Annotated in this window: 22 protein-coding genes; 14 read left to right on the forward strand and 8 right to left on the reverse strand. The window is 70.8% G+C overall.

Going from position 1 to position 19583, the window contains the following annotated elements; genetic code table 11:
* Positions 1-203: 203 nt before the first annotated feature.
* From Q0741_RS01635 to Q0741_RS01645, 3 genes are read right to left on the reverse strand one after another with little or no spacing between them, the layout of a single operon-like run.
* Positions 204-908 carry an SDR family NAD(P)-dependent oxidoreductase gene (locus Q0741_RS01635; RefSeq protein WP_298231459.1) on the reverse strand — a complete coding sequence of 235 codons (705 nt, stop codon included), beginning with the start codon at positions 906-908 and terminating at the stop codon, positions 204-206.
* On the reverse strand, positions 905-1810 hold the full coding sequence (gene phhA, locus Q0741_RS01640; protein ID WP_298231498.1) for a phenylalanine 4-monooxygenase: 906 nt from the start codon (positions 1808-1810) through the stop codon (positions 905-907). Before phhA ends, Q0741_RS01635 begins: the two co-directional genes overlap by 4 nt.
* Positions 1811-1827: 17 nt before the next feature.
* The gene (locus Q0741_RS01645; RefSeq protein WP_298231460.1) at positions 1828-2136 is read right to left on the reverse strand and encodes a 4a-hydroxytetrahydrobiopterin dehydratase; all 309 of its coding nucleotides are present in this window, start codon (positions 2134-2136) and stop codon (positions 1828-1830) included.
* A gap of 178 nt (positions 2137-2314) precedes the next feature.
* Between Q0741_RS01645 and Q0741_RS01650 the strand changes: the two genes are divergently transcribed.
* The 5 genes from Q0741_RS01650 (at position 2315) to Q0741_RS01670 (ending at position 6920) form a co-directional block, all read left to right on the forward strand.
* Positions 2315-2797 carry an Lrp/AsnC family transcriptional regulator gene (locus tag Q0741_RS01650; protein ID WP_298231461.1) on the forward strand — a complete coding sequence of 161 codons (483 nt, stop codon included), beginning with the start codon at positions 2315-2317 and terminating at the stop codon, positions 2795-2797.
* Positions 2798-2923: 126 nt separating this feature from the next.
* Positions 2924-4048, forward strand: coding sequence for a zinc-dependent alcohol dehydrogenase family protein (locus Q0741_RS01655; protein ID WP_298231462.1), 1125 nt, complete (start codon positions 2924-2926; stop codon positions 4046-4048).
* A 233-nt stretch (positions 4049-4281) separates the two neighbouring features.
* Positions 4282-5283 (forward strand): hypothetical protein, encoded by a 1002-nt coding sequence (locus tag Q0741_RS01660; RefSeq protein ID WP_298231463.1) that lies wholly within the window; start codon positions 4282-4284, stop codon positions 5281-5283.
* Positions 5284-5335: 52 nt separating this feature from the next.
* Complete coding sequence (locus Q0741_RS01665; protein ID WP_298231464.1) at positions 5336-6355, forward strand: hypothetical protein; 1020 nt, start codon at positions 5336-5338, stop codon at positions 6353-6355.
* Between the two features lie 112 nt (positions 6356-6467).
* Positions 6468-6920 carry a DUF995 domain-containing protein gene (locus Q0741_RS01670; protein WP_298231465.1) on the forward strand — a complete coding sequence of 151 codons (453 nt, stop codon included), beginning with the start codon at positions 6468-6470 and terminating at the stop codon, positions 6918-6920.
* Between the two features lie 21 nt (positions 6921-6941).
* Here Q0741_RS01670 and Q0741_RS01675 read toward each other — a convergent pair whose 3' ends face one another.
* A complete protein-coding gene (locus Q0741_RS01675) occupies positions 6942-7433 on the reverse strand; it encodes a flavodoxin family protein (RefSeq protein ID WP_298231466.1) in 492 nt (163 codons plus the stop codon).
* 120 nt (positions 7434-7553) lie between these two features.
* Between Q0741_RS01675 and Q0741_RS01680 the strand changes: the two genes are divergently transcribed.
* On the forward strand, positions 7554-7898 hold the full coding sequence (locus tag Q0741_RS01680; RefSeq protein WP_298231467.1) for a thioredoxin family protein: 345 nt from the start codon (positions 7554-7556) through the stop codon (positions 7896-7898).
* A gap of 21 nt (positions 7899-7919) precedes the next feature.
* On the opposite strand, the gene Q0741_RS01685 is transcribed toward Q0741_RS01680, so the two are convergent.
* A complete protein-coding gene (locus tag Q0741_RS01685; RefSeq protein WP_298231468.1) occupies positions 7920-8294 on the reverse strand; it encodes a hypothetical protein in 375 nt (124 codons plus the stop codon).
* 122 nt (positions 8295-8416) lie between these two features.
* On the opposite strand from Q0741_RS01685, the gene Q0741_RS01690 reads away from it, so the two are divergent.
* On the forward strand, positions 8417-9415 hold the full coding sequence (locus tag Q0741_RS01690) for a site-specific integrase (protein WP_298231469.1): 999 nt from the start codon (positions 8417-8419) through the stop codon (positions 9413-9415).
* A gap of 58 nt (positions 9416-9473) precedes the next feature.
* On the opposite strand, the gene Q0741_RS01695 is transcribed toward Q0741_RS01690, so the two are convergent.
* Together Q0741_RS01695 and Q0741_RS01700 are read right to left on the reverse strand one after the other, a co-directional pair.
* A complete protein-coding gene (locus Q0741_RS01695; protein ID WP_298231470.1) occupies positions 9474-10340 on the reverse strand; it encodes a fumarylacetoacetate hydrolase family protein in 867 nt (288 codons plus the stop codon).
* A gap of 28 nt (positions 10341-10368) precedes the next feature.
* Positions 10369-11118 carry an SDR family oxidoreductase gene (locus tag Q0741_RS01700; RefSeq protein ID WP_298231471.1) on the reverse strand — a complete coding sequence of 250 codons (750 nt, stop codon included), beginning with the start codon at positions 11116-11118 and terminating at the stop codon, positions 10369-10371.
* Between the two features lie 400 nt (positions 11119-11518).
* Between Q0741_RS01700 and Q0741_RS01705 the strand changes: the two genes are divergently transcribed.
* Positions 11519-11926: an Hsp20/alpha crystallin family protein gene (locus Q0741_RS01705; RefSeq protein WP_298231472.1), complete on the forward strand. Its 408-nt coding sequence runs from the start codon at positions 11519-11521 to the stop codon at positions 11924-11926.
* A gap of 48 nt (positions 11927-11974) precedes the next feature.
* Positions 11975-14398 carry an endopeptidase La gene (gene lon / locus Q0741_RS01710; RefSeq protein WP_298231499.1) on the forward strand — a complete coding sequence of 808 codons (2424 nt, stop codon included), beginning with the start codon at positions 11975-11977 and terminating at the stop codon, positions 14396-14398.
* 121 nt (positions 14399-14519) lie between these two features.
* Here lon and Q0741_RS01715 read toward each other — a convergent pair whose 3' ends face one another.
* The gene (locus tag Q0741_RS01715; RefSeq protein WP_298231473.1) at positions 14520-15467 is read right to left on the reverse strand and encodes a LysR family transcriptional regulator; all 948 of its coding nucleotides are present in this window, start codon (positions 15465-15467) and stop codon (positions 14520-14522) included.
* Positions 15468-15602: 135 nt separating this feature from the next.
* On the opposite strand from Q0741_RS01715, the gene Q0741_RS01720 reads away from it, so the two are divergent.
* The 5 genes from Q0741_RS01720 to aroE are packed head-to-tail and all read left to right on the forward strand — an operon-like array spanning position 15603 to position 19554.
* The gene (locus tag Q0741_RS01720; protein ID WP_298231500.1) at positions 15603-16532 is read left to right on the forward strand and encodes a 2-dehydropantoate 2-reductase; all 930 of its coding nucleotides are present in this window, start codon (positions 15603-15605) and stop codon (positions 16530-16532) included.
* 33 nt (positions 16533-16565) lie between these two features.
* On the forward strand, positions 16566-16952 hold the full coding sequence (locus Q0741_RS01725; protein ID WP_298231474.1) for a VOC family protein: 387 nt from the start codon (positions 16566-16568) through the stop codon (positions 16950-16952).
* 33 nt (positions 16953-16985) lie between these two features.
* Positions 16986-17462 carry a MaoC/PaaZ C-terminal domain-containing protein gene (locus Q0741_RS01730; RefSeq protein WP_298231475.1) on the forward strand — a complete coding sequence of 159 codons (477 nt, stop codon included), beginning with the start codon at positions 16986-16988 and terminating at the stop codon, positions 17460-17462.
* Between the two features lie 29 nt (positions 17463-17491).
* Entirely contained in the window at positions 17492-18736 is a 1245-nt protein-coding gene (locus Q0741_RS01735) for a CoA transferase (RefSeq protein ID WP_298231476.1), read from the forward strand.
* The gene (aroE, locus tag Q0741_RS01740; protein ID WP_298231477.1) at positions 18733-19554 is read left to right on the forward strand and encodes a shikimate dehydrogenase; all 822 of its coding nucleotides are present in this window, start codon (positions 18733-18735) and stop codon (positions 19552-19554) included. The genes Q0741_RS01735 and aroE overlap by 4 nt, the downstream gene beginning before the upstream one ends.
* Positions 19555-19583: the final 29 nt, after the last annotated feature.

Below are 19583 nucleotides of genomic sequence, written 5' to 3' on the forward strand. Positions count from 1 at the left end.
GGACACGGTAACATTCTGAAGCAGCAATCAGCTTCCTGTATCACCTTGTCGCTTTAGGTCCGCACAGCCCTGAGGTGGATCAAGATTCCGCGTTGTCGCTGATCCGCCACAGACCGGTCGCAGCCCCTGGTCTCGCCCTCAGCCTGCTCGCCGAGTACCCCGTGCAAGCCGCCGGCGGCCACGCCATCCGGCACCGCGCCTTCTCATGCCAGTCCCGTCACCGGGATGGACGCGCCGTGGATGGCCTTCGCGCCCTCGGAGGCCAGGAAGCGAATCACCTGCGCCAGGTCGGCCGGCGCCACCCACAACGCCGGGTCGGCCTCGGGCATGGCCTGCCGGTTCTCCGGGGTGTCGATGATGGAAGGCAGCACGCAGTTGACGTTGATGCCCCGGGTGCGCAGCTCCGCGGCCATCGCCTCGGTGAGCCGGGCCACCACGGCCTTGGACGCGGTGTAGGCGCCCATCTGCGCCAGCCCCTTCTGCGCGCTGAAGGCCCCGACGTTGACGACCTTGCCGCCGCCGCGCGCCAGCATGTGCGGCACCACGGCCCGGACGGCGTGCAGCACGCTCCTGGCGTTGAGGTCGAACAGGAAGTCCCAGGTGCCGTCGCTGGTCTCGTGCACCGCCTCGCCCATGCGGAAGCCGCCAGCCAGGTTGCACAGCACGTCGATGCGGCCGAAGCGCTCCACGGCCTCACGGCCCAGGCCGGTCACCGCCTCCTGGTCCAGCAGATCGACGCTGGCCAGCAGCCGCGTGTCGCCGTCGCCCCCGAAGGCGGCCGCCAGCGCGTCGCGGGAGCGGTCCACCAGCACCAGCCGGTCGCCGGCTTCCGAGAACACGCGCGCCACGGCCCGACCCAGATTGCCGGCGGCGCCAGTGACCACCACCACCCGTTGCTCATCACTCATTTCAGTTCTCCCTTGGGACGGCCGGCGTGGTACGCACCCGTGCCGCGATGGATGACGTGGTCGCCGGGCAGCACCTCGCCCGGCCGGTACGCCGGGCCGCCGTCGCCCATGCGTTCATAGAGCGGCGCGAAGTCGATGCGCGAGAGCTCCAGCAGCTGCTCCAGGTCGTCGATGACGAAATAGCTTTCCTGGAAGTCGTCGATGCGGTAGTGCGTGCGCATCACGCGCTCCAGGTCGAAGCGGATCCTGTTGGGTGAGGCGCTCTCCAGCGAGAACACGCTCTCGGTGCTGGAGGAGGCGATGCCCGCCCCGTAGATGCGCAGCCCCTCCTTCTGCCGCAGCAGGCCGAATTCCACCGTGTACCAGTACACCCGCGCCAGGTGCGTCAGGCGCCCCAGGCGCTGCGCGCGCAGGCCGCCTTCGCCGTAGGCCTGGATGTAATCGGCGATGACCGGGTTCATCAGCATCGGCACGTGGCCGAAGACGTCGTGGAAGACGTCGGGCTCCTCCAGGTAGTCCAGCTCGTGCGGCTTGCGGATGAAGTGGCCGGAGGGGAAGCGCCGGTGGGCCAGGTGCTCGAAGAACACGTCATCAGGCACCAGGCCCGGCACCGCCACCACCTGCCAGCCGGTGCGCTTCATCAACACCTCCGACAGGCGGCGGAAGTCTGGAATCTGGTCCGGCCCGATCGGCAGCTCGCGCATGCCCCGCACGAACTCGTCGCAGGCCCGGCCGGGCAGCAGCTTCGACTGGCGCTCGAACAAGGTCTTCCAGACGCCATGTTCCTGCGCGGTGTAGCGCTCCCAGCCCTGGTCGATGGTCCAGTCCGGGCGCTCGGGCTTGCCGGACTCGCCGGCCGCCAGGCCGTGCTTGGTGTTCAGGGCTTGCAGTTGGGCTTGCATGTCCATGTCTCCCCTGCTCAAGGCCGTGCCTGGAAAGCCGCGAAGGCCCCGTCGATGACGCGGGCCAGCTCGACGTCGTTGGTCGAGAGGCCCGGCGCGTCGTGCGTGGTGAGCGTGATGGCGACGCGGTCATAGACGTTGAACCACTCCGGATGGTGGGTGCGCTTCTCGGCTTCCAGCGCCACCTGGGTCATGAAGGCAAAGGCCTGCGTGAAGCCGGCAAAGCGGAATTCACGGGTGATCGTGCCGCCGCGCTCCGCGCCGAAGCGCCAGCCGGGCAGTTCATGGCCCAGGGCGCGGATCTCCTTGTCGTCGAGTTTTCTCATGCGCTTGTCTCCTTGGTGAAGCCGCGGTCCGGATCGGGTCCGGGTGACCAAGTGACCGGATCGCGGCTCCGGTTTGCGTTGGGTCAAGGCAGGACTGTAGGGACGACGGTACGCACGATTTCTGCAAGTTTCAGCTGCAATGCGTACCGTCACGCAAGAATCCTGCAAAACTAGACTCATGGACGAACCAACGAAGCTCGATGCGCTGGACCGGCGCATCCTGAAGGCGCTGCAGGGCAACGGCCGCATGACCTACGACGACCTGGCGGAGCAGGTCGGCCTGTCGCCGTCGGCCGTGCTGCGGCGGGTCAAGCGGCTGGAGGAATCGGGCGTGATCAGCGGCTACGTCGCACTGGTGCGGCCGGAGCGCATCGGCCTGGGGCTCACGGCCTACATCAACGTGCGCATGGAGAAGCAAAGCGGCAGCGACAAGCGCAGTCCCATGGACGTGTTCGCCGCCGCGGTGCAGACCTGGCCGGAGGTGGCGGAGTGCGCGTCGCTCACCGGCGAGATGGACTACCTGCTGCGCGTGGTCGTGGCCGATATGGCGGACTACTCGCGCTTCGTGATGGAGACCCTGCTGCGCCACCCCAGCGTGCAGGACTGCCGGACCACCTTCGTGCTCAACAAGGTGAAGTCCACCACGGCCGTGCCGGTGTGAGCCGTCCGCTTGTTTGCCCTGCCCTGGGTTCGCGCGAATTTGTCAAGCGGGCTGCGGCGGATGGGTCCTGCGGACACGGGGGCCTAGACTGGCCCGCCCCTCAACCCGTCTCGGAGCAACCCCCTCATGAAGATTCGCGCCGCCGTGCTGACCCGGATCGGAGCACCCGCGCCCTACGTGCAATCGCAGCCTCTGGCGCTGCGCGAGGTGGAACTGGAGCCGCCCGGCCCGGGTGAGCTGCTGGTGCGGGTGCGGGCGGCGGGGCTGTGCCATTCGGACCTGTCGGTGGTCAACGGCGACCGCCCGCGCCCGGTGCCGATGGTGCTGGGCCACGAATCCGCCGGCGAGGTGGTGGAGTGCGGTCCCGGCGTGACGGACCTGCGCCCGGGCGACCGCGTGGTGATGGTGTTCATGCCCAGCTGCGGCTGCTGCCTGCCCTGTGCCGAGGGACGCCCGGCCCTGTGCGAACCCGGCGCCGCGGCCAACGGCGCGGGCGCGCTGCTGTCGGGCGCGCGGCGGCTGCGCATGAACGGCGAACCGGTGCACCACCACCTGGGCGTCTCCTGCTTCGCGGACCACGCGGTGGTGTCGCGGCGCTCGTGCATCAAGGTCGAGGCCGACATCAGCTTTGCGGAAGCGGCGCTGTTCGGCTGCGCGGTGCTCACCGGCGTGGGGGCGGTGTTCAACACCGCGCGGCTGGCCGCCGGCAGCAGCGCCGCGGTGCTGGGACTGGGCGGCGTCGGGTTCAGCGCGCTGCTGGCGGCGGTGGCCGCGGGCGCGCGCGAGGTGGTGGCCATCGACCTGCACGAGGACAAGCTCGCGCTGGCCCGCGAACTGGGCGCCACCTTCACGGTCAACGCGGCCGATCCCGACGCGGCCGAGAAGGTGCGCGCGCACACGCGAGGCGGCGTGGAAGTGGCCTTCGAGATGGCGGGCGCGGTGCCGGCGCTGGAGCTGGCCTGGCGCATCACGCGCCGCGGCGGCAGCACCGTCAGCGCCGGCCTGCCACACCCGGACCGCCGGCTGTCGTTGCCGCCGGTCCAGCTGGTGGCCGAGGAGCGCAGCCTGCGCGGCAGCTACATCGGCTCGGCGGTGCCGGTGCGCGACATCCCGCGCTACATCGCGCTCTACCAGCAGGGCAAGCTGCCGGTGAACCGCCTCATGGGCGAGCAGTTGCCGCTGCAGGACATCCACGTTGCCCTGGACCGCATGGCGGCCGGGCATGCGATGCGGGATGTGCTGATGCCCTGATCTCGTCTGCCTCGAAAGAGGGCAGCGCTCACAAGGCCTCGCACGCCGTGACGCTGGTCGCAGAAGGAACGTCGTCGTCTCGGCTTTCGCTGGGATGACGACGGGGTGGGCTATCGGCCTGCATGGCAATCAGCGGTGCAAATGAGAGCGTTGGCCTTGGCATCGCCCACCATCCCGCCACGAAGTTCGCCGCAGGGCTGTAATTTCGTCCAGCCTTGTTGTATGTTGCAGGGGTGAACGCCGACACCCCTTCCGATCCCCTGCGTCCCACCGATGCCGAGCGCTGGCAAGCCGACCCGGTGGGCACGAGCCTGCCCAAGCTGTCGCCGCGCTCGCGGCAGCTCTACACCACCTACTGGCTGGCTTGGCGCCGCTTCCTGGCCGGGCGCGAGGTGCCGGTGGAGCGGGCCTCGCCCATCGAGGCGGTGGCCTTCCTCACCGGCGAGCGGCTGAACCCCACCACGCAGGCGCGCTACCGGCGCGTGCTGGGGCAGGTGCATGCCGGTGGCGTGATCTGCGGCGCCCTGCCGCCCGGCAATCCCTTCGAGGAACTGGGCAACGAGGTCCCGCGGCGCGAGCAGCCGCGCTCGGTGGCCTTCACGCCACCGGAGCGGCGGCTGCTGCTGGAGCGGCTGGCGAACTGGCACCCGCTGGACGTGCAGCCGCAGCGCGACCGGCTATTGATCGCGCTGCTCCTGGACGAAGGTTTCACCTTGTCCGAGACGGCGGCGGCCCGCGTCGAGCACCTGAGCCGTGGCGAGGACGGCACCTGGTCGCTGGAGATCGGCGGCCCCCGGCGCAGCCAGTGGCGCACGCTGCAACTCGGCGAGATCACGGCCGACGCGCTGGCGGTATGGCTGCCGCGCCTGCCCAAACCGGAGACACCGCTGATCCCGGCCCTGCCGCAGATGCGCGTACCGCTGAGCCGCCAGCCCTCCTTCCGCGCCGTGCAAGCCTTCCTGAACCACGCGCTGCAAGACGGCGTGCTGCGCCGCCTGCCCGGCGACACCGGCCCGGCGGCGCTGCGCAACAGCGCCATCGTGGCCTGGCTCAGCGAAGGCGTGCCCCACGCCGAGGTGCTGCGCCGCGCCGGCTTGCAGCGGCTGGACGCGCTGGACCGCCTGGCGCCCATGCTCGACGACCGCACCCGCGACGCCCTCTTCACCAGTCACCGCGCCCAGGAAGCTGCCGGCGTGCCGCACGCGCCGGTGGTACCGGCGGGCGGCGGCGCCTGATGCGGGCGTCTCACGGCCGCGCCCGGCACCGGCGGCCGCGCGGGAAGGCCGCATGAGCGCGAGCCTGTTGAACCCCGGCTGGCTGCACAGCGTGCTGCGCGCGCGCGGACTGCCGCTGCTGCCGGTGGAGCGGCTGCGCGAAGCCGTCGCGCAGTTGCGCCCCGAGCAGGCCGCCGCGCTGCGGCAGGCCTGCATGGCGCTGCAATCGGGCACGGACAGCATGGCGCAGATGAGCCAGCTGGCCGACTTCGTGCGCCTCAGCCGTCCCGAGCATGGCGACGCGCTGCGAACGGCCGGCCTGTCGGATGACGTGGGCGATCTGCTCGCGGCGCTGGAGGCGCTGGGCGGCCAGGCGTTGTTCGATGCGCTGCGGGCACTGCCCGAACCGATGGCGATCGAAACGCTGCGGGCGCACCTGCAGCCGGTCGCCGAGCCGGTGGCGGCGACGGCGCCCGACGCCGTTTCCGGCCCGAGCCACGGCTGGCCCGAGTCCGACCTCGACTTCGATGACGACGAGGCTCCTCCACCCTGGACACCGCCTGAAGCGGCCGGACTCGCCTCGCCCACGCAGGTGGAGGCTGTACCCGCGCGCGCGGCGCCGCTGCACCCGTCCGCCGCGCGCGTGCTGCCGCGCGGCCATCACGTCTACGGCGCCAAGGCCGCGCTGCGGGTGGAGGAGGACCGCTGGCGCACCGACGACCCGGTGCGCTGCCACACCCTGCGCCTGGAAGTCGCGCCCGCGCTGGGCGAGCGCCGCTACGACTGGGAGCACAAGATCGCGGTGCAGCTCACGGCGCGCGAGCTGCCGAGCTTCGCGGCCGTGATGCTCAACCTGCTGCCACAGCTGCAGGCCCAGGGCCACGGCGTGCTCAACGACAAGTGGCTCGAATGCCGGCGCCAGGCCGGCTCGGTGCTGGTGCGCGTCGGCCAGGGCCGCCGCGGCTGCGCCATTCCCGTGGCCGCCGGCGACCTCTACGAGCTCACGCTGCTGGCGCTGGACGCGCTGAAGGCCAACGCGCCACAGGCCGACACGGCGCAGGTGATGGCGGCGCTGCAGTCGCTGGCGGGCTGACACGCGACACGCCACAGCCGCCCATTCACGGGCGGCGCCGCGACAGCGGGTTGCGGGACGCCGGACGGCACCGCAACGATGGCCGCGGGCCCTTCGGCCCCGAGGAACCGCCATGCAGCGCACCGTCTTCCCCCGTGCGGCCCTGACTGCACTGCTCGCCGCCAGCGTCCCGTCCTGGGCACAGGAACTGTCCTTTGGCGAACTGGAGTCCCGCCAGCCACACCGCCTGTCGCGGGAAGAGTTGCAGCAACTCTGGCCGGGCGCGGCGGTGAGCCGCGTTTCGGCACGCGGCAACACCCACCGCTGGACCAACGACGCCGACGGCAGCTTCATCGTCTCGACCGACAACGCCGGCGCCGGCTCGCGCGCAGCCAGCAGCACGCATGGCAAATGGAGCGTCTCGGAAGACGGGCGGCTGTGCGTGACCATCGAGTGGCGCCTGCTGCCCACGGAAGACTGGTGCCGCTACGTGTTCCAGACCAACGACGGCTACTACACCACCCGCGCCGAATCGCCCGGCGCCGCGGACAAGGTGTTTCGCCTGGATATCCGCAAGAAGGGTTGAGGCTTGGTCGGTCGCGGTGGGCTAGAACACGCCCAGCGCCAGCCCGGCCGCCAGCGCCGCACCCAGCTCGCGACACGCCTCCAGCTCGGCCGGCAGCAATTGCTTGGGCGCCTGGATGGCCTGCGGCGTCTGGGCGTGGGTGCAGACGATCAGCGGCGGCGCCACGGCCTTGAGCCGCCAGCCGGTGGCGATGCGCTCGATCTGCCTTGCCGCGCCCTGCCCGTCGCTGCCGGCGCACACCAGCGCGGCGTAGGGACGGCCCTGCACGCGCTCCAGCAACGGGTAGTAGCAGCGGTCGAACAGATCCTTCAGCAGCCCGGCCATGGAACCGAGCATCTCGGGGCCGGCGAAGACATAGCCGTCGGCGCCCAGCAGGTCCTGCGGGCCAGCCTGCGGCGCCTGCAGCAGCCGTACCCGCACGCCCTCCTCGCCGCGCGCGCCCTCGGCCGCGGCTTCGGCCATCTGCCGCGCGCCGCCGGTGAAGGAGACGTGAACGATCAGCAGCGTCTTCATGGCTGGGTTCCTCCGGACGGGAAAGGACGGACGGGCGCCGACGCCACCGCGCGGCCGTGCCGGGCGGCGCGGGCGGCTACGCTCGGGGTCCACAGGAACATCGCTTGCACGCTTTCAACCATGACTTTCAATCCCCACTACGCAGCCGTCGAACCCACCCGCGCCGAGGTCGATGCGTTGCCCGGCGCCACGGTGCTGGAATTCGGCGCGACGTGGTGCGGCATCTGCCAGGCGGCCACGCCCGACATCGCGCAGGCGCTGGACGCGCAACCCGAAGTGAGACACCTGCGCGTGGAAGACGGCCCGGGCAAGCCGCTGGGACGCTCCTACCGCATCAAGCTTTGGCCCACCCTGGTGCTGCTGCAGGACGGGCAGGAGATCGCCCGCCTGGTGCGCCCGCAAGGGGTGGAACCGATCCGGCAGGCGCTGCAGCAATTCAAGTCGCCAGCCGGCGGCGCGGCGTGAGCCGGCGCCCGGTGGGCGCATTCACTCTTCTTCCTGCAGGAACTCGGTCCTGAAGGCCTCGCAGAAGTCGGCATTGCCGGCCAGCGTGAGCGTCAGCGTGTGGCGCAGCGTCTCGCTGCCCAGGCTTTCACGCTCGAAGCGGCGCGCGCCGGGGAGGTAGCGCACGCGCTGCTGCGTGCTGCTCTCGCTGGTGGCCTGCAGGTCCACGTCCCAGCTGAAACCTTCGTCGATCGGGCCGGGGCCGTCGGGGAAGCTGGCGTAGGCCCAGTCCAGCACCTGCGCGATCTCCTCCTCCAGCGCCGGCAGCGAGCGCGGTGGCACGGAGGCCATCGCGTCGAAGCCGCCGCTGCCGTCGTCGGCCTCGCTGAAGTCGAAAGTCAGGTAGTGCAGGTCCATGGCGTCGGGTGCAAGTGCTTCGGGCCGCGCAGTCTGCCACCGGCGGGGCGGCCGCCGCCCGCCGCCAGAAAGCTCATCGGCGCTGCCTAGAATCCGCCCGAAATTGCCTTGGTTAGTTCCGAATGAACCTGGACCTGTTCGAGACCGACACGCCCGACAGCGCCGGCCCGCTGGCGTACCAGCGCGCGCTCGATGACTGGCTGCTGGCCAGCCATGAAGCCGGCCGCGTGCGGCGCCGTTCCTCGGCTTCGGTGTACGAGGCCATGTGGTCGGCGCTGGCGCAGTGGTGCGTGGCGCGCGGCATCGCGCTGGACGACATCACGGCCGCCGACCTGGAGGCCTACATCGCCTCGCGCGGCGGCTTCGACGAGCTCACTTCGCGCTACGCGCTGCGGCTGCTGCGGCTGGTGGAGCGGGTGATGGAGCACCGGCGGCTGGCGCACGGCAAGCCCGCGAACCACGCCGCCACCGAACTGATCGCCTCGCGCGCCGACGTGCGCTTCGCCGGCTCGCACGGGCGCGACCCGCTGCCCGATGTGCTCACGGCCGCGGAGGCGCGCCAGCTGGTGAGCTTCCTGGCCGACAGCCGCCCGCGCCCGGGTGCGGCCGGCGACTGGCAGGACCTGCGCAACCGCGCCTCGGTGGCGCTGATGCTGGGCGCGGGCCTCACGCCCGGCGACGTGCGCGCACTCACGCTGGAGGGCGTGGTGAGCGAAGGCGGCCGCGTGCCCGGGCTGCCCTGGAAGCTGCGCCTGCCCGGCAACGGCAACTCGCCCGCGCGCGAGACGCCCATGGCGTCCTGGGCGGCGCGGCTGCTGGCGGCCTGGCTGCAGGTGCGGCAGCAGCAGCGCATCCCGGGGCCGATGTGCTTTCCCTCGACCAAGTCCAGCGGCAAGCCCTGGGGCAAGGTGGCGCAGTACACGGCCGCGCGCGGCGTGCTGCTGGCCGCGGGCATCGAGGACGTGGAAGGCGGCAGCTACCGGCTGCGCCACACCTTCGCGCTGCGCCAGCTGCGCAAGGGCAAGCCGGTGGCGGAAGTGGCGCGCTGGCTGGGCCTGAGCGACCCGGCCATGATGGACCGCTACAAGCGCATCCTGATCGCGCCGGTGGAGGTGGTGTAGCGAGGGCTGGCGGACAACTGCCGCATTCCGTCCGCCAAGCCGCTGCGCCCCCTGGGGTTCAGTCTTCGAACAGCGCCGCGCTCCAGGCGTGCACCGCCTGCCGCTGCTCGCCCAGGCCCTGGATGCCCAGCCGCATCACGTCGCCGGCCTTGAGGAACACCGGGTTGGGCTTGGCACCCATGCCCACGCCCGGCGGCGTGCCGGTGCTGATGAGGTCGCCGGGCTCCAGCGTCATGAAGCGGCTGATGTAGCTGACCAGTTCCTTCACGCCGAACACCATGGTGCGCGTGCTGCCGTCCTGCCAGCGCCGGCCGTTGACGTCCAGCCACATCGAGAGGTTCTGCGGATCCGGCACCTCGTCGCGCGTCACCAGCCAGGGGCCGACGGGGCCGAAGGTGTCGCAACCTTTACCCTTGTCCCAGGTGCCGCCGCGCTCCAGCTGGTACTCGCGCTCGGAGACGTCGTTGACCACGCAGTAGCCGGCGACGCACTCCAGCGCGTCCTCCTCGCTGACGTAGCGGGCGCGGCGGCCGATCACCACGCCCAGCTCCACCTCCCAGTCGGTCTTGACCGAGCCCTGGGGCAGCACCACGGGGTCGCTGGGGCCGGTCAGCGCGGTATTGGCCTTCAGGAACAGCACCGGCTCCTTGGGCACCGGCAGGTTCGACTCGGCCGCGTGGTCGGCGTAGTTCAGGCCCACGCAAATGAATTTGCCCAGGCCCTTCCAGGGCGTGCCGATGCGCGCGGGCTCGGCCAGCACGGGCAGCGTGGACGGATCCACTTCCTGCAGCCGGCGCAGGTTCTCCGGCCGCAGCGTGTCGGCGGTGATGTCGGGGATCACGCCCGAGAGGTCGCGGACCTGGCCGTGGTCGTCGATCAGGGCGGGACGTTCGGCGCCGCGGGCGCCATGGCGAAGGAGTTTCATGGGGTGATGGTCAGGGAGTGAAAGGGGTTCAGTTGGACCAGCCGCCGTCGATGACTTGCGTGGTGCCGGTGGTGAAGGCGGACTCGTCGCTGGCGAGGTACACCGCCAGCGCGGCGATCTCCTCGGTGCTGCCCAGGCGCCCCATGGGCTGGCGCGCGACGAACAGTGCCTCGATCTCCTGCGCGGTCCTGCCGCTGGCCGAGGCCTGCGCCACGATGCGTTCGCGCAGCGAGGGCGACTCCACCGTGCCGGGGCAGATGGCGTTGCAGCGGATGCCGCGGCTGACGAAATCCGCCGCCACCGACTTGGTCAGCCCCACCACCGCCGCCTTGCTGGTGGCATAGACGAAGCGGTTGACGGGCGCCTTGATGCTGCCCGCGACGGAGGCCATGTTGATGATCGAGCCGCCGCCCCGGGTCAGCATGCCCGGCAGGAAGGAACGGATCGTGCGCGCCATCGACTTCACGTTGAGGTCGAAGGCGAAGTCCAGCTCCTCGTCGGTGCTGTCCAGCACGTCGCCCGCGTGCACGAAGCCCGCGCCGTTGAACAGCACGTCCACCGGCTCCACCTGCGCCGCGGCGGCCTGGATGGCGGCGGCGTCGCGCACGTCCAGGCGCATCACGCGGCAGTTGGACGTACCGGCCAGCGCGTCGAGCAACGCGGCGTCGATGTCGGTGGCGATCACCCGCGCACCCTCGCGTGCGAAGGCCAGCGCCGTGGCGCGGCCAATGCCCTGCCCCGCCGCGGTGACGAAGGCAGTCTTGCCTTGCAGTCTCATCAAACCCTCCTTGTTGGGAAGTTGGCCGGCCTGCAGGACGGCGGCTGTTGCGGCGCTGCGTGAGGCGGCGGAACTTGGGTTCCCGCGACCCTGCCCTCGCGAAAGCGGCGGGAACGGCGACGTTCTTCTTTGGCCTGCGTCTTCAGCGTTCCACCGTCCCTGAAGTCACTGGTCACGGCTCGGCTTCTTTCTAAGCGGCTGTGATAGCGCTACCCATACGGGCATTCCCTCCCGGGAAAGTCCTGAGTGCGCCACCGGCAGTGGCCCAGCGGGGTCTTGGCATCCGGGGCTGTGCCCGTATCTACCGGAGACCTGGCCCCCGGCGCGCGGCGCCGAAGGGTGCGTTGATTGCTTCAAGACCGGACGGCAGCGACCGCGCTGCGTCCCGAGGTGAGCCCCGATGCCCAGCAGAAATGATCTCGAAGCCTGGATGTGGATGGAGGCCTGCAAGGCGCTGAGCCAGGCCGAGCGGCTGCAGCAGCAGTTCTTCCCAGGCGGCGGCCCCGGCGCGGGCGCCGCGATCTGGCAGCCGCCGATGGACATGGTGGAGGACGAGCACGAGATCGTGATCGTCGTCGCCATGCCGGGCGTGCCGGCCGAGCGGGTGCAGGTCAGCCGCGAGAACGGCGCGCTGCTGGTGCGCGGCTCGCGTCCGCTGCTGTTGCCGGGCCACGGGCACCGCGTGCGCAGCCTGGAGATCCCGCACGGCGTGTTCGAGCGGCGCATCGCGCTGCCGCCGGGCCGCTTCGAGCTCAACCCGCCCACGCTGCGCGACGGCTGCCTGGTGCTGCACCTGATCAAACGCTAGGGAGGCCACGTGAACTTTTCAGCTTCGTCACCGCTGGCCCCGTCCACCATGCTGGACGGCGCCAATTCCGCCACCGCTGGCGCCGCGCCCGCAACGGCACCGCGCGAGCCGCACCCGCCCCTGCGCCCGCTGCCCGAGGACGCGCTCATCGTGCTGCCGCTGTACGACACCGTGGTGTTCCCCAACACCGTGGTGCCGCTGCTCATCGCCCGCCCCGACTCGCAGGCCGCGGTGCAGGAAGCGGTGCGCCAGGAGAAGCCCGTGGGCGTGCTGCTGCAAAGCCGCCGCGAGGCCGAGCATCCGCGCCCCGACGACCTGCACTGGGTCGGCACCAGCGTGTCGGTGCTGCGCTACCTCGCGGGCCCGGACGACGCGCACCGCGTGGTCGGCCGCGGCCTGCGGCGCTTCCGCGTGCTGCAGTTCCTGGAAGGCTGGCCCTTCCTGGTGGCGCAGGTGCAGTACATCGACGACCCGCAGCGCGACGACCCGGAGATCGAAGGCCGCGCCCGCACGCTCAAGGCCCGCTCGCTGGAAACGCTGCAGTTGCTGCCGCAAGTACCGACGGAGATGACGGCCGCGCTGCAGGCGCTGGACGAGCCCTCGCAGCTGGCCGATGCCGTCTCCAGCGTGCTCGACCTCCCGGTGGCGGAGAAGCAGTCGCTGCTGGAAACCTTCGACCTGAGATCGCGGCTGGACCGGCTCATCACCGCCGTCACGCACCGGCTGGAAGTGCTCAAGGTCTCGCGCGAAGTGGCGGACCGCACGCGCGAGAACATCGGCGACGTCAACCGCAAGCACCTGCTGCGCGAGCAGATGCGCGTGATCCAGAAGGAGCTGGGCGAGGACGACGAGAACGCCGCCGAGCTCGCCGAGCTGGAGGAGGCCATCGCCAAGGCCGGCATGCCGGAGGAGGTGGAAAAGGCCGCGCGCAAGGAGCTCAAGCGGCTGGAGCGCATGCCCGAGGGCGCGGCCGAGAGCTCGATGGTGCGGACTTACCTGGAGTGGCTGACCGAGCTGCCCTGGCGCACGGAGGAGGCCGCGCCCATCGACATCGCCGAGGCCCGGCGCATCCTGGACGAGGACCATTTCGGGCTGGAGAAGATCAAGCGCCGCATCCTGGAGTACCTGGCGGTGCACAAGCTCAACCCGTCCGGGCGCAGCCCGATCCTGTGCTTCGTCGGGCCGCCGGGGGTCGGCAAGACCTCGCTGGGCCAGAGCATCGCCAAGGCCACGGGCCGCACCTTCTCGCGCGTGAGCCTGGGCGGCGTGCATGACGAGTCGGAGATCCGCGGCCACCGCCGCACCTACATCGGCGCGCTGCCCGGCAACATCATCCAGGCGCTGCGCAAGGCCGGCACCAACCGCTGCGTGATGATGCTCGACGAGATCGACAAGCTCGGTTCGGGCGGCATGCACGGCGACCCGAACGCGGCGCTGCTGGAAGTGCTGGACCCGGAGCAGAACAGCACCTTCCGCGACACCTACCTGGCGGTGCCCTACGACCTGTCCAAGGTGATGTTCGTGTGCACGGCGAACATGCTCGACACCATCCCGGGCCCGCTGCGCGACCGCATGGAGGTGATCCAGTTGCCAGGCTACACCAGCCAGGAGAAGCTGCAGATCGCGCGCCGCTACCTGCTGCCGCGCCAGCTCGCGGCCACGGGGCTGACGCCGGAGCAGTGCACGGTGAGCGACGCGGCGCTGGCGGCCATCATTGCGGACTACACGCGCGAAGCGGGCGTGCGCAACCTGGAGCGCGAGATCGGCGGCGTGGTGCGCCACGTGGCGGTGCGCATCGCCGAGGGCAGCGTGGAGCGCATGGACGTGGACGCGGGCGACCTGCACGCCATCCTGGGTGCCAAGCGTTTCGAGGCCGAGGTGGCGATGCGCACCGGCGTGCCGGGTGTGGCCACGGGGCTGGCCTGGACGCCGGTGGGCGGGGAGATCCTGTTCATCGAGGCGGCGCGCACGCCGGGCAGCGGCAAGTTGATCCTCACCGGGCAGCTGGGCGACGTGATGAAGGAGAGCGTGCAGGCCGCGCTGTCGCTGGTGAAGGGCCGCACGGCCGAGCTGGGCATCGCCGCGGACAGCCTGGACAAGTCCGACCTCCACGTGCACGTGCCCGCGGGCGCCACGCCCAAGGACGGGCCCAGCGCGGGCGTGGCGATGTACGTGGCGCTGAGCTCGCTGCTCAGTGGCCGCCCGGTGCGGGCGGACGTGGCGATGACGGGCGAGATCAGCCTGCGCGGGCTGGTGCTGCCGGTGGGCGGCATCAAGGAGAAGGTGCTCGCGGCGCTGCGCGCGGGCATCACCACCGTGATGCTGCCCGCGCGCAACCAGCGTGACCTGGAAGACATCCCGCAGGAAGCCCGGGAGAAGCTGCGCTTCGTGTGGCTGGAGCGGGTGGACGAGGCGGTGGAGGCAGCGCTGGAGCCGGCGGGAGCGATGCCTGGCGCGGCTGAGGTTGCGTGAGCGACGGCGGCTGCACTGCTGTCCGTCATCGAGCCAGGCACACCCGCCGATCCGGGCGGCCATGCTCAACGGGACTCGACGCTGACGGCGGACAAGTCCTGAAGAGCAGGCGCGGCCTTCATCATCCGGCGGGCGGTGCCACGGGCTTGCGTGGCCGGCCTTCCTGCATGAACAGCACCGCGCACACGCCGCGCAGCCAGCGGTTGGCAGCGTCGTGGTGGAAGCGCGCGTGCCAGTGCTGCTTGACCTCGAAGCCCGGGATGGGCAGCGGGCACTTGAGCACCAGCAGATCCGCCGTGCGCGCCAGCGTTTCACCGATGTGGCGCGGCAGCGTGGCCACGAGATCCGTGGTGGAGACGATGGCGGGCAGGCCCAGGAAGCCCGGCAGCTCCAGGTGGACGTCGCGCTTGATGCTGCGCTCCTTCAAGGTCGCGTCGAGCAACTGGTAGCCGGTGCCCGAGGCGATGGCCACGTGCGGCTCGGCCTCGTAGCGGCGCAGCGTGAGCCGACCGTCGGCCAGGCGCGGATGGCGGCGGTTGGCGAGACAGACCCAGTCCTGCGCGAAGAGGGTTTGCTGGTAGAAGCCCGCTTCCAGGCCCGGCACCAGGCCGATGGCCAGGTCGGCGTCGCCAGCCTCCAGCGCACGCGCCGTGTCCGCGTCGATGCGCGCGGCCTCCAACCGCACGCCCGGGGCCACGGCACGCACGTGCGCGAGCAACTGCGGCAGGAGCGTGACGTGGCTGGCATCGGTCATGCAGATGCGAAAGCGCCGCTGCGCCTGGGCGGGCTCGAACTCCGGTGCCGTCTCTGTCAGCCGGCGCACACAGGCGAGCGCGTCCCGCACGGTGCCGATGAGCGCTTCGGCCCGCGGCGTGGGCTGCATGCCCGCGGGCGTGCGCACGAACAAGGGGTCGCGCAGTAGCTCCCGCAACCGGCCCAGCCAGATGCTCACCGTGGGCTGGCTCTGCCCCAGTTGTTCGGCCGCGCGCGTGACGCTGCGCGTGCCATAGAGCAGCTCGAACAGGCGCAGCAGTTTCAGGTCCGGCAGCGGGGTGTCATCGGGGCTCATGTGAAGGCGACCTTCCGCATTGCGAATCGCAATGGAGTGTATTGCTCCCATTGAATTGCCAGCATCTTTGCCGCTGCCTATCGTCGCGGCCATTCGCTGCCAAGGCCGGCAGCAGCCAACGACGAAGGAATGAGCTTGAAGATCTGTGTGCTGGGCGCGGGCGCCCTGGGATGCGCGATCGGCGGCGTGCTGGCCGAGGGCGGCTGCGAGGTCACGCTGGTGACACGCAACGCCGCGCACGTGGACGCCATGAACCGCGACGGCCTGCGCTTGGTCGAGGACGGCACGGAGCGCAGCGTGAGGGTGCACGCCACCACCGACTGCGCCGCCCTGGGGCCGATGGACCTCGTCATCGTGCTGGTGAAGTCCTTCGACACCCGGCGCGCCATCGAAGCGGCCGGCCCCATCGTCGGCCCCGGCACGGTGGTGATGTCGCTGCAGAACGGCCTGGGCCACGAGGACGAGCTCGCCGCCGTCGTGGGCCGCCAGCGCGTGATGGCGGGCAAGAGCTACGTCGGCGGCGTGCTGCTGGCGCCCGGCCGGGTTCGCATCGGCGTGCAGGACAAGGAGACGCTCATCGGCGAGCTCGACGGCACGGTGAGCTGCCGCGCTCAGGCGGTGGCCCAGGCCTTCGAGGAGGCCGGGCTGCGCTGCATCGTCAGCGACAACATCGTCGGGACGATGTGGGACAAGCTGCTGGTCAACGTGGCCACCGGCGCGCTGGCCGGCATCACGGGCCTCGGCTACGGCGACCTGTACGCCGTGCCGGAGATCGAGCAGACCGCGCTGGCGGCCGTGGCCGAGGCCATCGCCGTGGCGCAGGCCAAGGGCGTCCAGCTCTCCATGACCGATGCGCGCCAGCCCTGGCTCAAGGCCTGCGCCGGGCTGCCGCCGCAGTTCAAGACCTCGATGCTGCAGAGCCTGGAGAAAGGCTCGATCACCGAGGTCGATTTCATCAACGGCGCCGTCGTGCGCCAGGGCGAACGCTTGGACGTGCCCACGCCCGTCAACCGCACGCTGGTGGCCTGCATCAAGGGCATCGAGCGCCGGCTGCAAGCTGCCTGACCCCTGCTTGAAGCATTCCGAAGGAGACAGCCGATGACGGCGAACACCCGTTCCTACGTCGAGCACGTGGCCGTGCGCGTGAAGGACCTGCAGTGGCACTTGCGCTTCTTCCGCGAGGTGCTGGGCATGGGCACGCGCATGGTCGATGGCGACCCCGAGGCGCCGCGCCAGGTCTGGACCATCGGCGGCATGCAGTTCATCCAGGACTCGGCCTTCGAGGGCCCCGAAGGCCGCCTGGCACACCTGGGCGTGATGACAAGCGACCTGGAAGCCGCGCTGCAGGCTGCCAAGGCCTTCGGCGTGAGCGAGATGCCCCAGGGCCGCAACTGGCTGCGCCTGCCCGACGGGCTGGCGGTGGAAATCCTGCAGGCCACCGGCAACGCGGTGGACGAGGCGCTGGCGGTGGACCCGCGCGCCTGAGACCAAGACACAACGCCAAGGAACGAGCGCGACATGAGCCACAGCCCCGATCCCGGCACTCCCGAGCTGTACTGGGACGAAGTACAGGAAGGCGCCGAGTGCACCAGCCCCGAATACGAGGTGACCGAGGCCCGCGTGATGGCCTACGCCGAGCTCACCGGCGACTTCACGCCGGTGCACACCGATGAGGACTACGCCCGGACCACGCCCTTCGGCACGCGCGTCGCGCACGGCCTGTTCGGCCTGTCCATCGCCGACGGCCTCAAGACCCGTAGCGCGCTGCGCTTCCAGCCGGGCATGTCCATGGGCTGGAGCTGGGACTTCGTGGCGCCCATCAAGCTCGGCGACAAGGTGCGCGTGAAGTTCCGCGTCGGCACCGCGCGCCGCAGCAAGAGCCGCACGGGCTGGGGCATCGTCATCCTGCCTTCGGAGCTGATCAACCAGCGCGGCGAAGTCGTCCAGAAGGGCGAGCACCGGCTGATGATCCCGCTGCGCCCGGCCACCGACTGACCACGCCCGCAACGAAGCACGAGCATTCCATGAGCAACACCGAAGCGCTGCCGCTGGCCGGCATTCGCGTCATCGACTACAGCCACTTCCTGGCCGGTCCCTACCTCTCGCGCTGCCTGGCCGCCATGGGCGCCGAGGTCATCAAGGTCGAACGTCCGACCACCGGCGACGCCGGGCGCCAGCACGCCTACTTCATCAACGGGCAAAGCGGCTACTACCTGCAGCAGAACATGGGCAAGCAGGGCCTGTGCATCAACCTCAAGGACCCGCGCGGGCTGGAGCTGATGCACAAGCTGGTGGACACGGCGGACGTGTTCGTCGAGAACTACCGCCCCGGCGCGCTGGACAGGTTGGGCCTGGGCTATGAGGCGCTTTCCGCGCGAAACCCGGGCCTGGTCTATTGCTCGGTCTCGGCCTACGGCCACACGGGGCCGGACTCGCACCGCGCCGGCTTCGGCCTGATCGCTGAGGCCAAGAGCGGCATCATGGCCATGGTGGGCCAGCCGGGCGAGGCGCCGCCGCTGCTGCGCATCGCGCTGGGCGACCTCTACACCGGCGCGCACGGCGTGGCCGCGGTCTGCGCCGCGCTGCTGGGACGCGTCAAGAGCGGCAAGGGCCGGCACATCGACATGGCGCTCTACGACACGCTGGTGTCGATGCACGAGTACGCCATCCAGTGCTACACGCTCTCGGGCGGCAAGGAACTGCCCATGCAGACCGGCCACGACCTGCCCACCAGCACGCTCTACGGTGTCTTCACGGCCACCGACGGCCACCTGGTGATCGCGGCGCAAGTGGACGACGCGTGGAAGCGGCTGGCCGCTCTCGTGGGCGGCGAGGCCTTCGCGGCGGACGCGCGTTTCCACACCGCCGCCGGGCGCAACGCGCACCGGCTGGAGATCCTGCCGGTGGTGCGGGCCTGGACCGAGGCGCGCAGCGTGGCCGACTGCCTGGCGGCGCTGGAGGCCATCGACGTGCCCTGCGCCAAGGTGCAGCGCATCGACGAGGTGCTGCAGGACCCGCAGATCATTGCCCGCGAAGTGGTCACCGAGCACGAGCACCCGGTGCTGGGCACCGTGAAGCTGCCCAACACGCCGTTCCGCTTCTCGGACTGCGACACGAAGCAGACCGTGCCCGCCCCGCTGATGGGCCAGCACAACCGCGCCATTGCGCGGAGCCTGGGCTATGGCGCCGACGACATCGACCGCCTGGTGGCCGAGGGCGTGCTCTACGCCGAGGAAGCCGTCGCCCAGTTGCAAGGAGAGCCGACATGACCGATCGCTACGCCATCGTTGGCAACCCGGTGGGCTTTTCCAAGTCGCCGCTGATCCACACCGAGTTCGCCCGCCAGACCGGACAGGACATCGAGTACACCCGGCTCGAAGCACCGCTGGGCCGGTTCAAGGAAACGGTGGACGCCTTCCGCGCCGCCGGCGCCAAGGGCGTGAACGTGACCGCGCCCTTCAAGCTCGACGCGTTCGCCTACGCCACCGAAGTGTCCGAGGCGGCGCGGCTGGCCGGTGCGGCCAATGCGCTGTCCTTCGACGGCGAGCGGGTGCGTGCCGAGAACTTCGACGGCGTCGGGCTGGTCAACGACATCCAGCGCAACCTGGGCTTCAAGCTCCAGGGCAAGCGGGTCCTGCTACTGGGCGCCGGTGGCGCGGCGCGTGGCGCGCTGCTGCCGCTCCTGGCGCAGCAGCCGGCGGAGTTCGTCCTGGCCAACCGCACGGCCGCCAAGGCGCAGGAACTGGCGCGGCAGTGCCAGAGCGCAGGCCCCATCCGCGGCTGCGGCCTGCGCAATCTCGAAGGCCTGGCCTTTGACATCGTGCTCAACGCCACGTCGGCCAGCCTCGCCGGCGAGTTGCCTGCAGTGCCCGCCGATGTGTTCGGCAGCGCCCAGTTGGCCTACGAGCTGGCGTATGCCAAGGGCCTGACGCCGTTCCTGCGCCTGGCGCAGGGCGCCGGCGTGCAGCGCCTGGCTGACGGCGTGGGCATGCTGGTGGAGCAGGCCGCCGAGGCCTTCCAGTGGTGGCGCGGCGTGCGCCCGGACACGGCAGGGCTGATCCGGCAGCTCACGGTGCCGCTCGTTTGACGCCAACGCGCACCGAGACCCCAATGGCC

The sequence above is a fragment of the uncultured Azohydromonas sp. genome (assembly GCF_937926365.1).
Classification (GTDB): domain Bacteria; phylum Pseudomonadota; class Gammaproteobacteria; order Burkholderiales; family Burkholderiaceae_C; genus Azohydromonas.

Excerpts from the sequence above, each read along its gene's own strand:
- Q0741_RS01635 (WP_298231459.1), bottom strand. The coding sequence starts at position 908 with ATGAGTGATGAGCAACGGGTGGTGGTGGTCACTGGCGCCGCCGGCAAT.
- phhA (WP_298231498.1), bottom strand. The coding sequence starts at position 1,810 with ATGCAAGCCCAACTGCAAGCCCTGAACACCAAGCACGGCCTGGCGGCC.
- Q0741_RS01645 (WP_298231460.1), bottom strand. The coding sequence starts at position 2,136 with ATGAGAAAACTCGACGACAAGGAGATCCGCGCCCTGGGCCATGAACTG.
- Q0741_RS01650 (WP_298231461.1), top strand. The coding sequence starts at position 2,315 with ATGGACGAACCAACGAAGCTCGATGCGCTGGACCGGCGCATCCTGAAG.
- Q0741_RS01655 (WP_298231462.1), top strand. The coding sequence starts at position 2,924 with ATGAAGATTCGCGCCGCCGTGCTGACCCGGATCGGAGCACCCGCGCCC.
- Q0741_RS01665 (WP_298231464.1), top strand. The coding sequence starts at position 5,336 with ATGAGCGCGAGCCTGTTGAACCCCGGCTGGCTGCACAGCGTGCTGCGC.
- Q0741_RS01670 (WP_298231465.1), top strand. The coding sequence starts at position 6,468 with ATGCAGCGCACCGTCTTCCCCCGTGCGGCCCTGACTGCACTGCTCGCC.
- Q0741_RS01675 (WP_298231466.1), bottom strand. The coding sequence starts at position 7,433 with ATGAAGACGCTGCTGATCGTTCACGTCTCCTTCACCGGCGGCGCGCGG.
- Q0741_RS01680 (WP_298231467.1), top strand. The coding sequence starts at position 7,554 with ATGACTTTCAATCCCCACTACGCAGCCGTCGAACCCACCCGCGCCGAG.
- Q0741_RS01685 (WP_298231468.1), bottom strand. The coding sequence starts at position 8,294 with ATGGACCTGCACTACCTGACTTTCGACTTCAGCGAGGCCGACGACGGC.
- Q0741_RS01690 (WP_298231469.1), top strand. The coding sequence starts at position 8,417 with ATGAACCTGGACCTGTTCGAGACCGACACGCCCGACAGCGCCGGCCCG.
- Q0741_RS01695 (WP_298231470.1), bottom strand. The coding sequence starts at position 10,340 with ATGAAACTCCTTCGCCATGGCGCCCGCGGCGCCGAACGTCCCGCCCTG.
- Q0741_RS01700 (WP_298231471.1), bottom strand. The coding sequence starts at position 11,118 with ATGAGACTGCAAGGCAAGACTGCCTTCGTCACCGCGGCGGGGCAGGGC.
- Q0741_RS01705 (WP_298231472.1), top strand. The coding sequence starts at position 11,519 with ATGCCCAGCAGAAATGATCTCGAAGCCTGGATGTGGATGGAGGCCTGC.
- lon (WP_298231499.1), top strand. The coding sequence starts at position 11,975 with ATGCTGGACGGCGCCAATTCCGCCACCGCTGGCGCCGCGCCCGCAACG.
- Q0741_RS01715 (WP_298231473.1), bottom strand. The coding sequence starts at position 15,467 with ATGAGCCCCGATGACACCCCGCTGCCGGACCTGAAACTGCTGCGCCTG.
- Q0741_RS01725 (WP_298231474.1), top strand. The coding sequence starts at position 16,566 with ATGACGGCGAACACCCGTTCCTACGTCGAGCACGTGGCCGTGCGCGTG.
- Q0741_RS01730 (WP_298231475.1), top strand. The coding sequence starts at position 16,986 with ATGAGCCACAGCCCCGATCCCGGCACTCCCGAGCTGTACTGGGACGAA.
- Q0741_RS01735 (WP_298231476.1), top strand. The coding sequence starts at position 17,492 with ATGAGCAACACCGAAGCGCTGCCGCTGGCCGGCATTCGCGTCATCGAC.
- aroE (WP_298231477.1), top strand. The coding sequence starts at position 18,733 with ATGACCGATCGCTACGCCATCGTTGGCAACCCGGTGGGCTTTTCCAAG.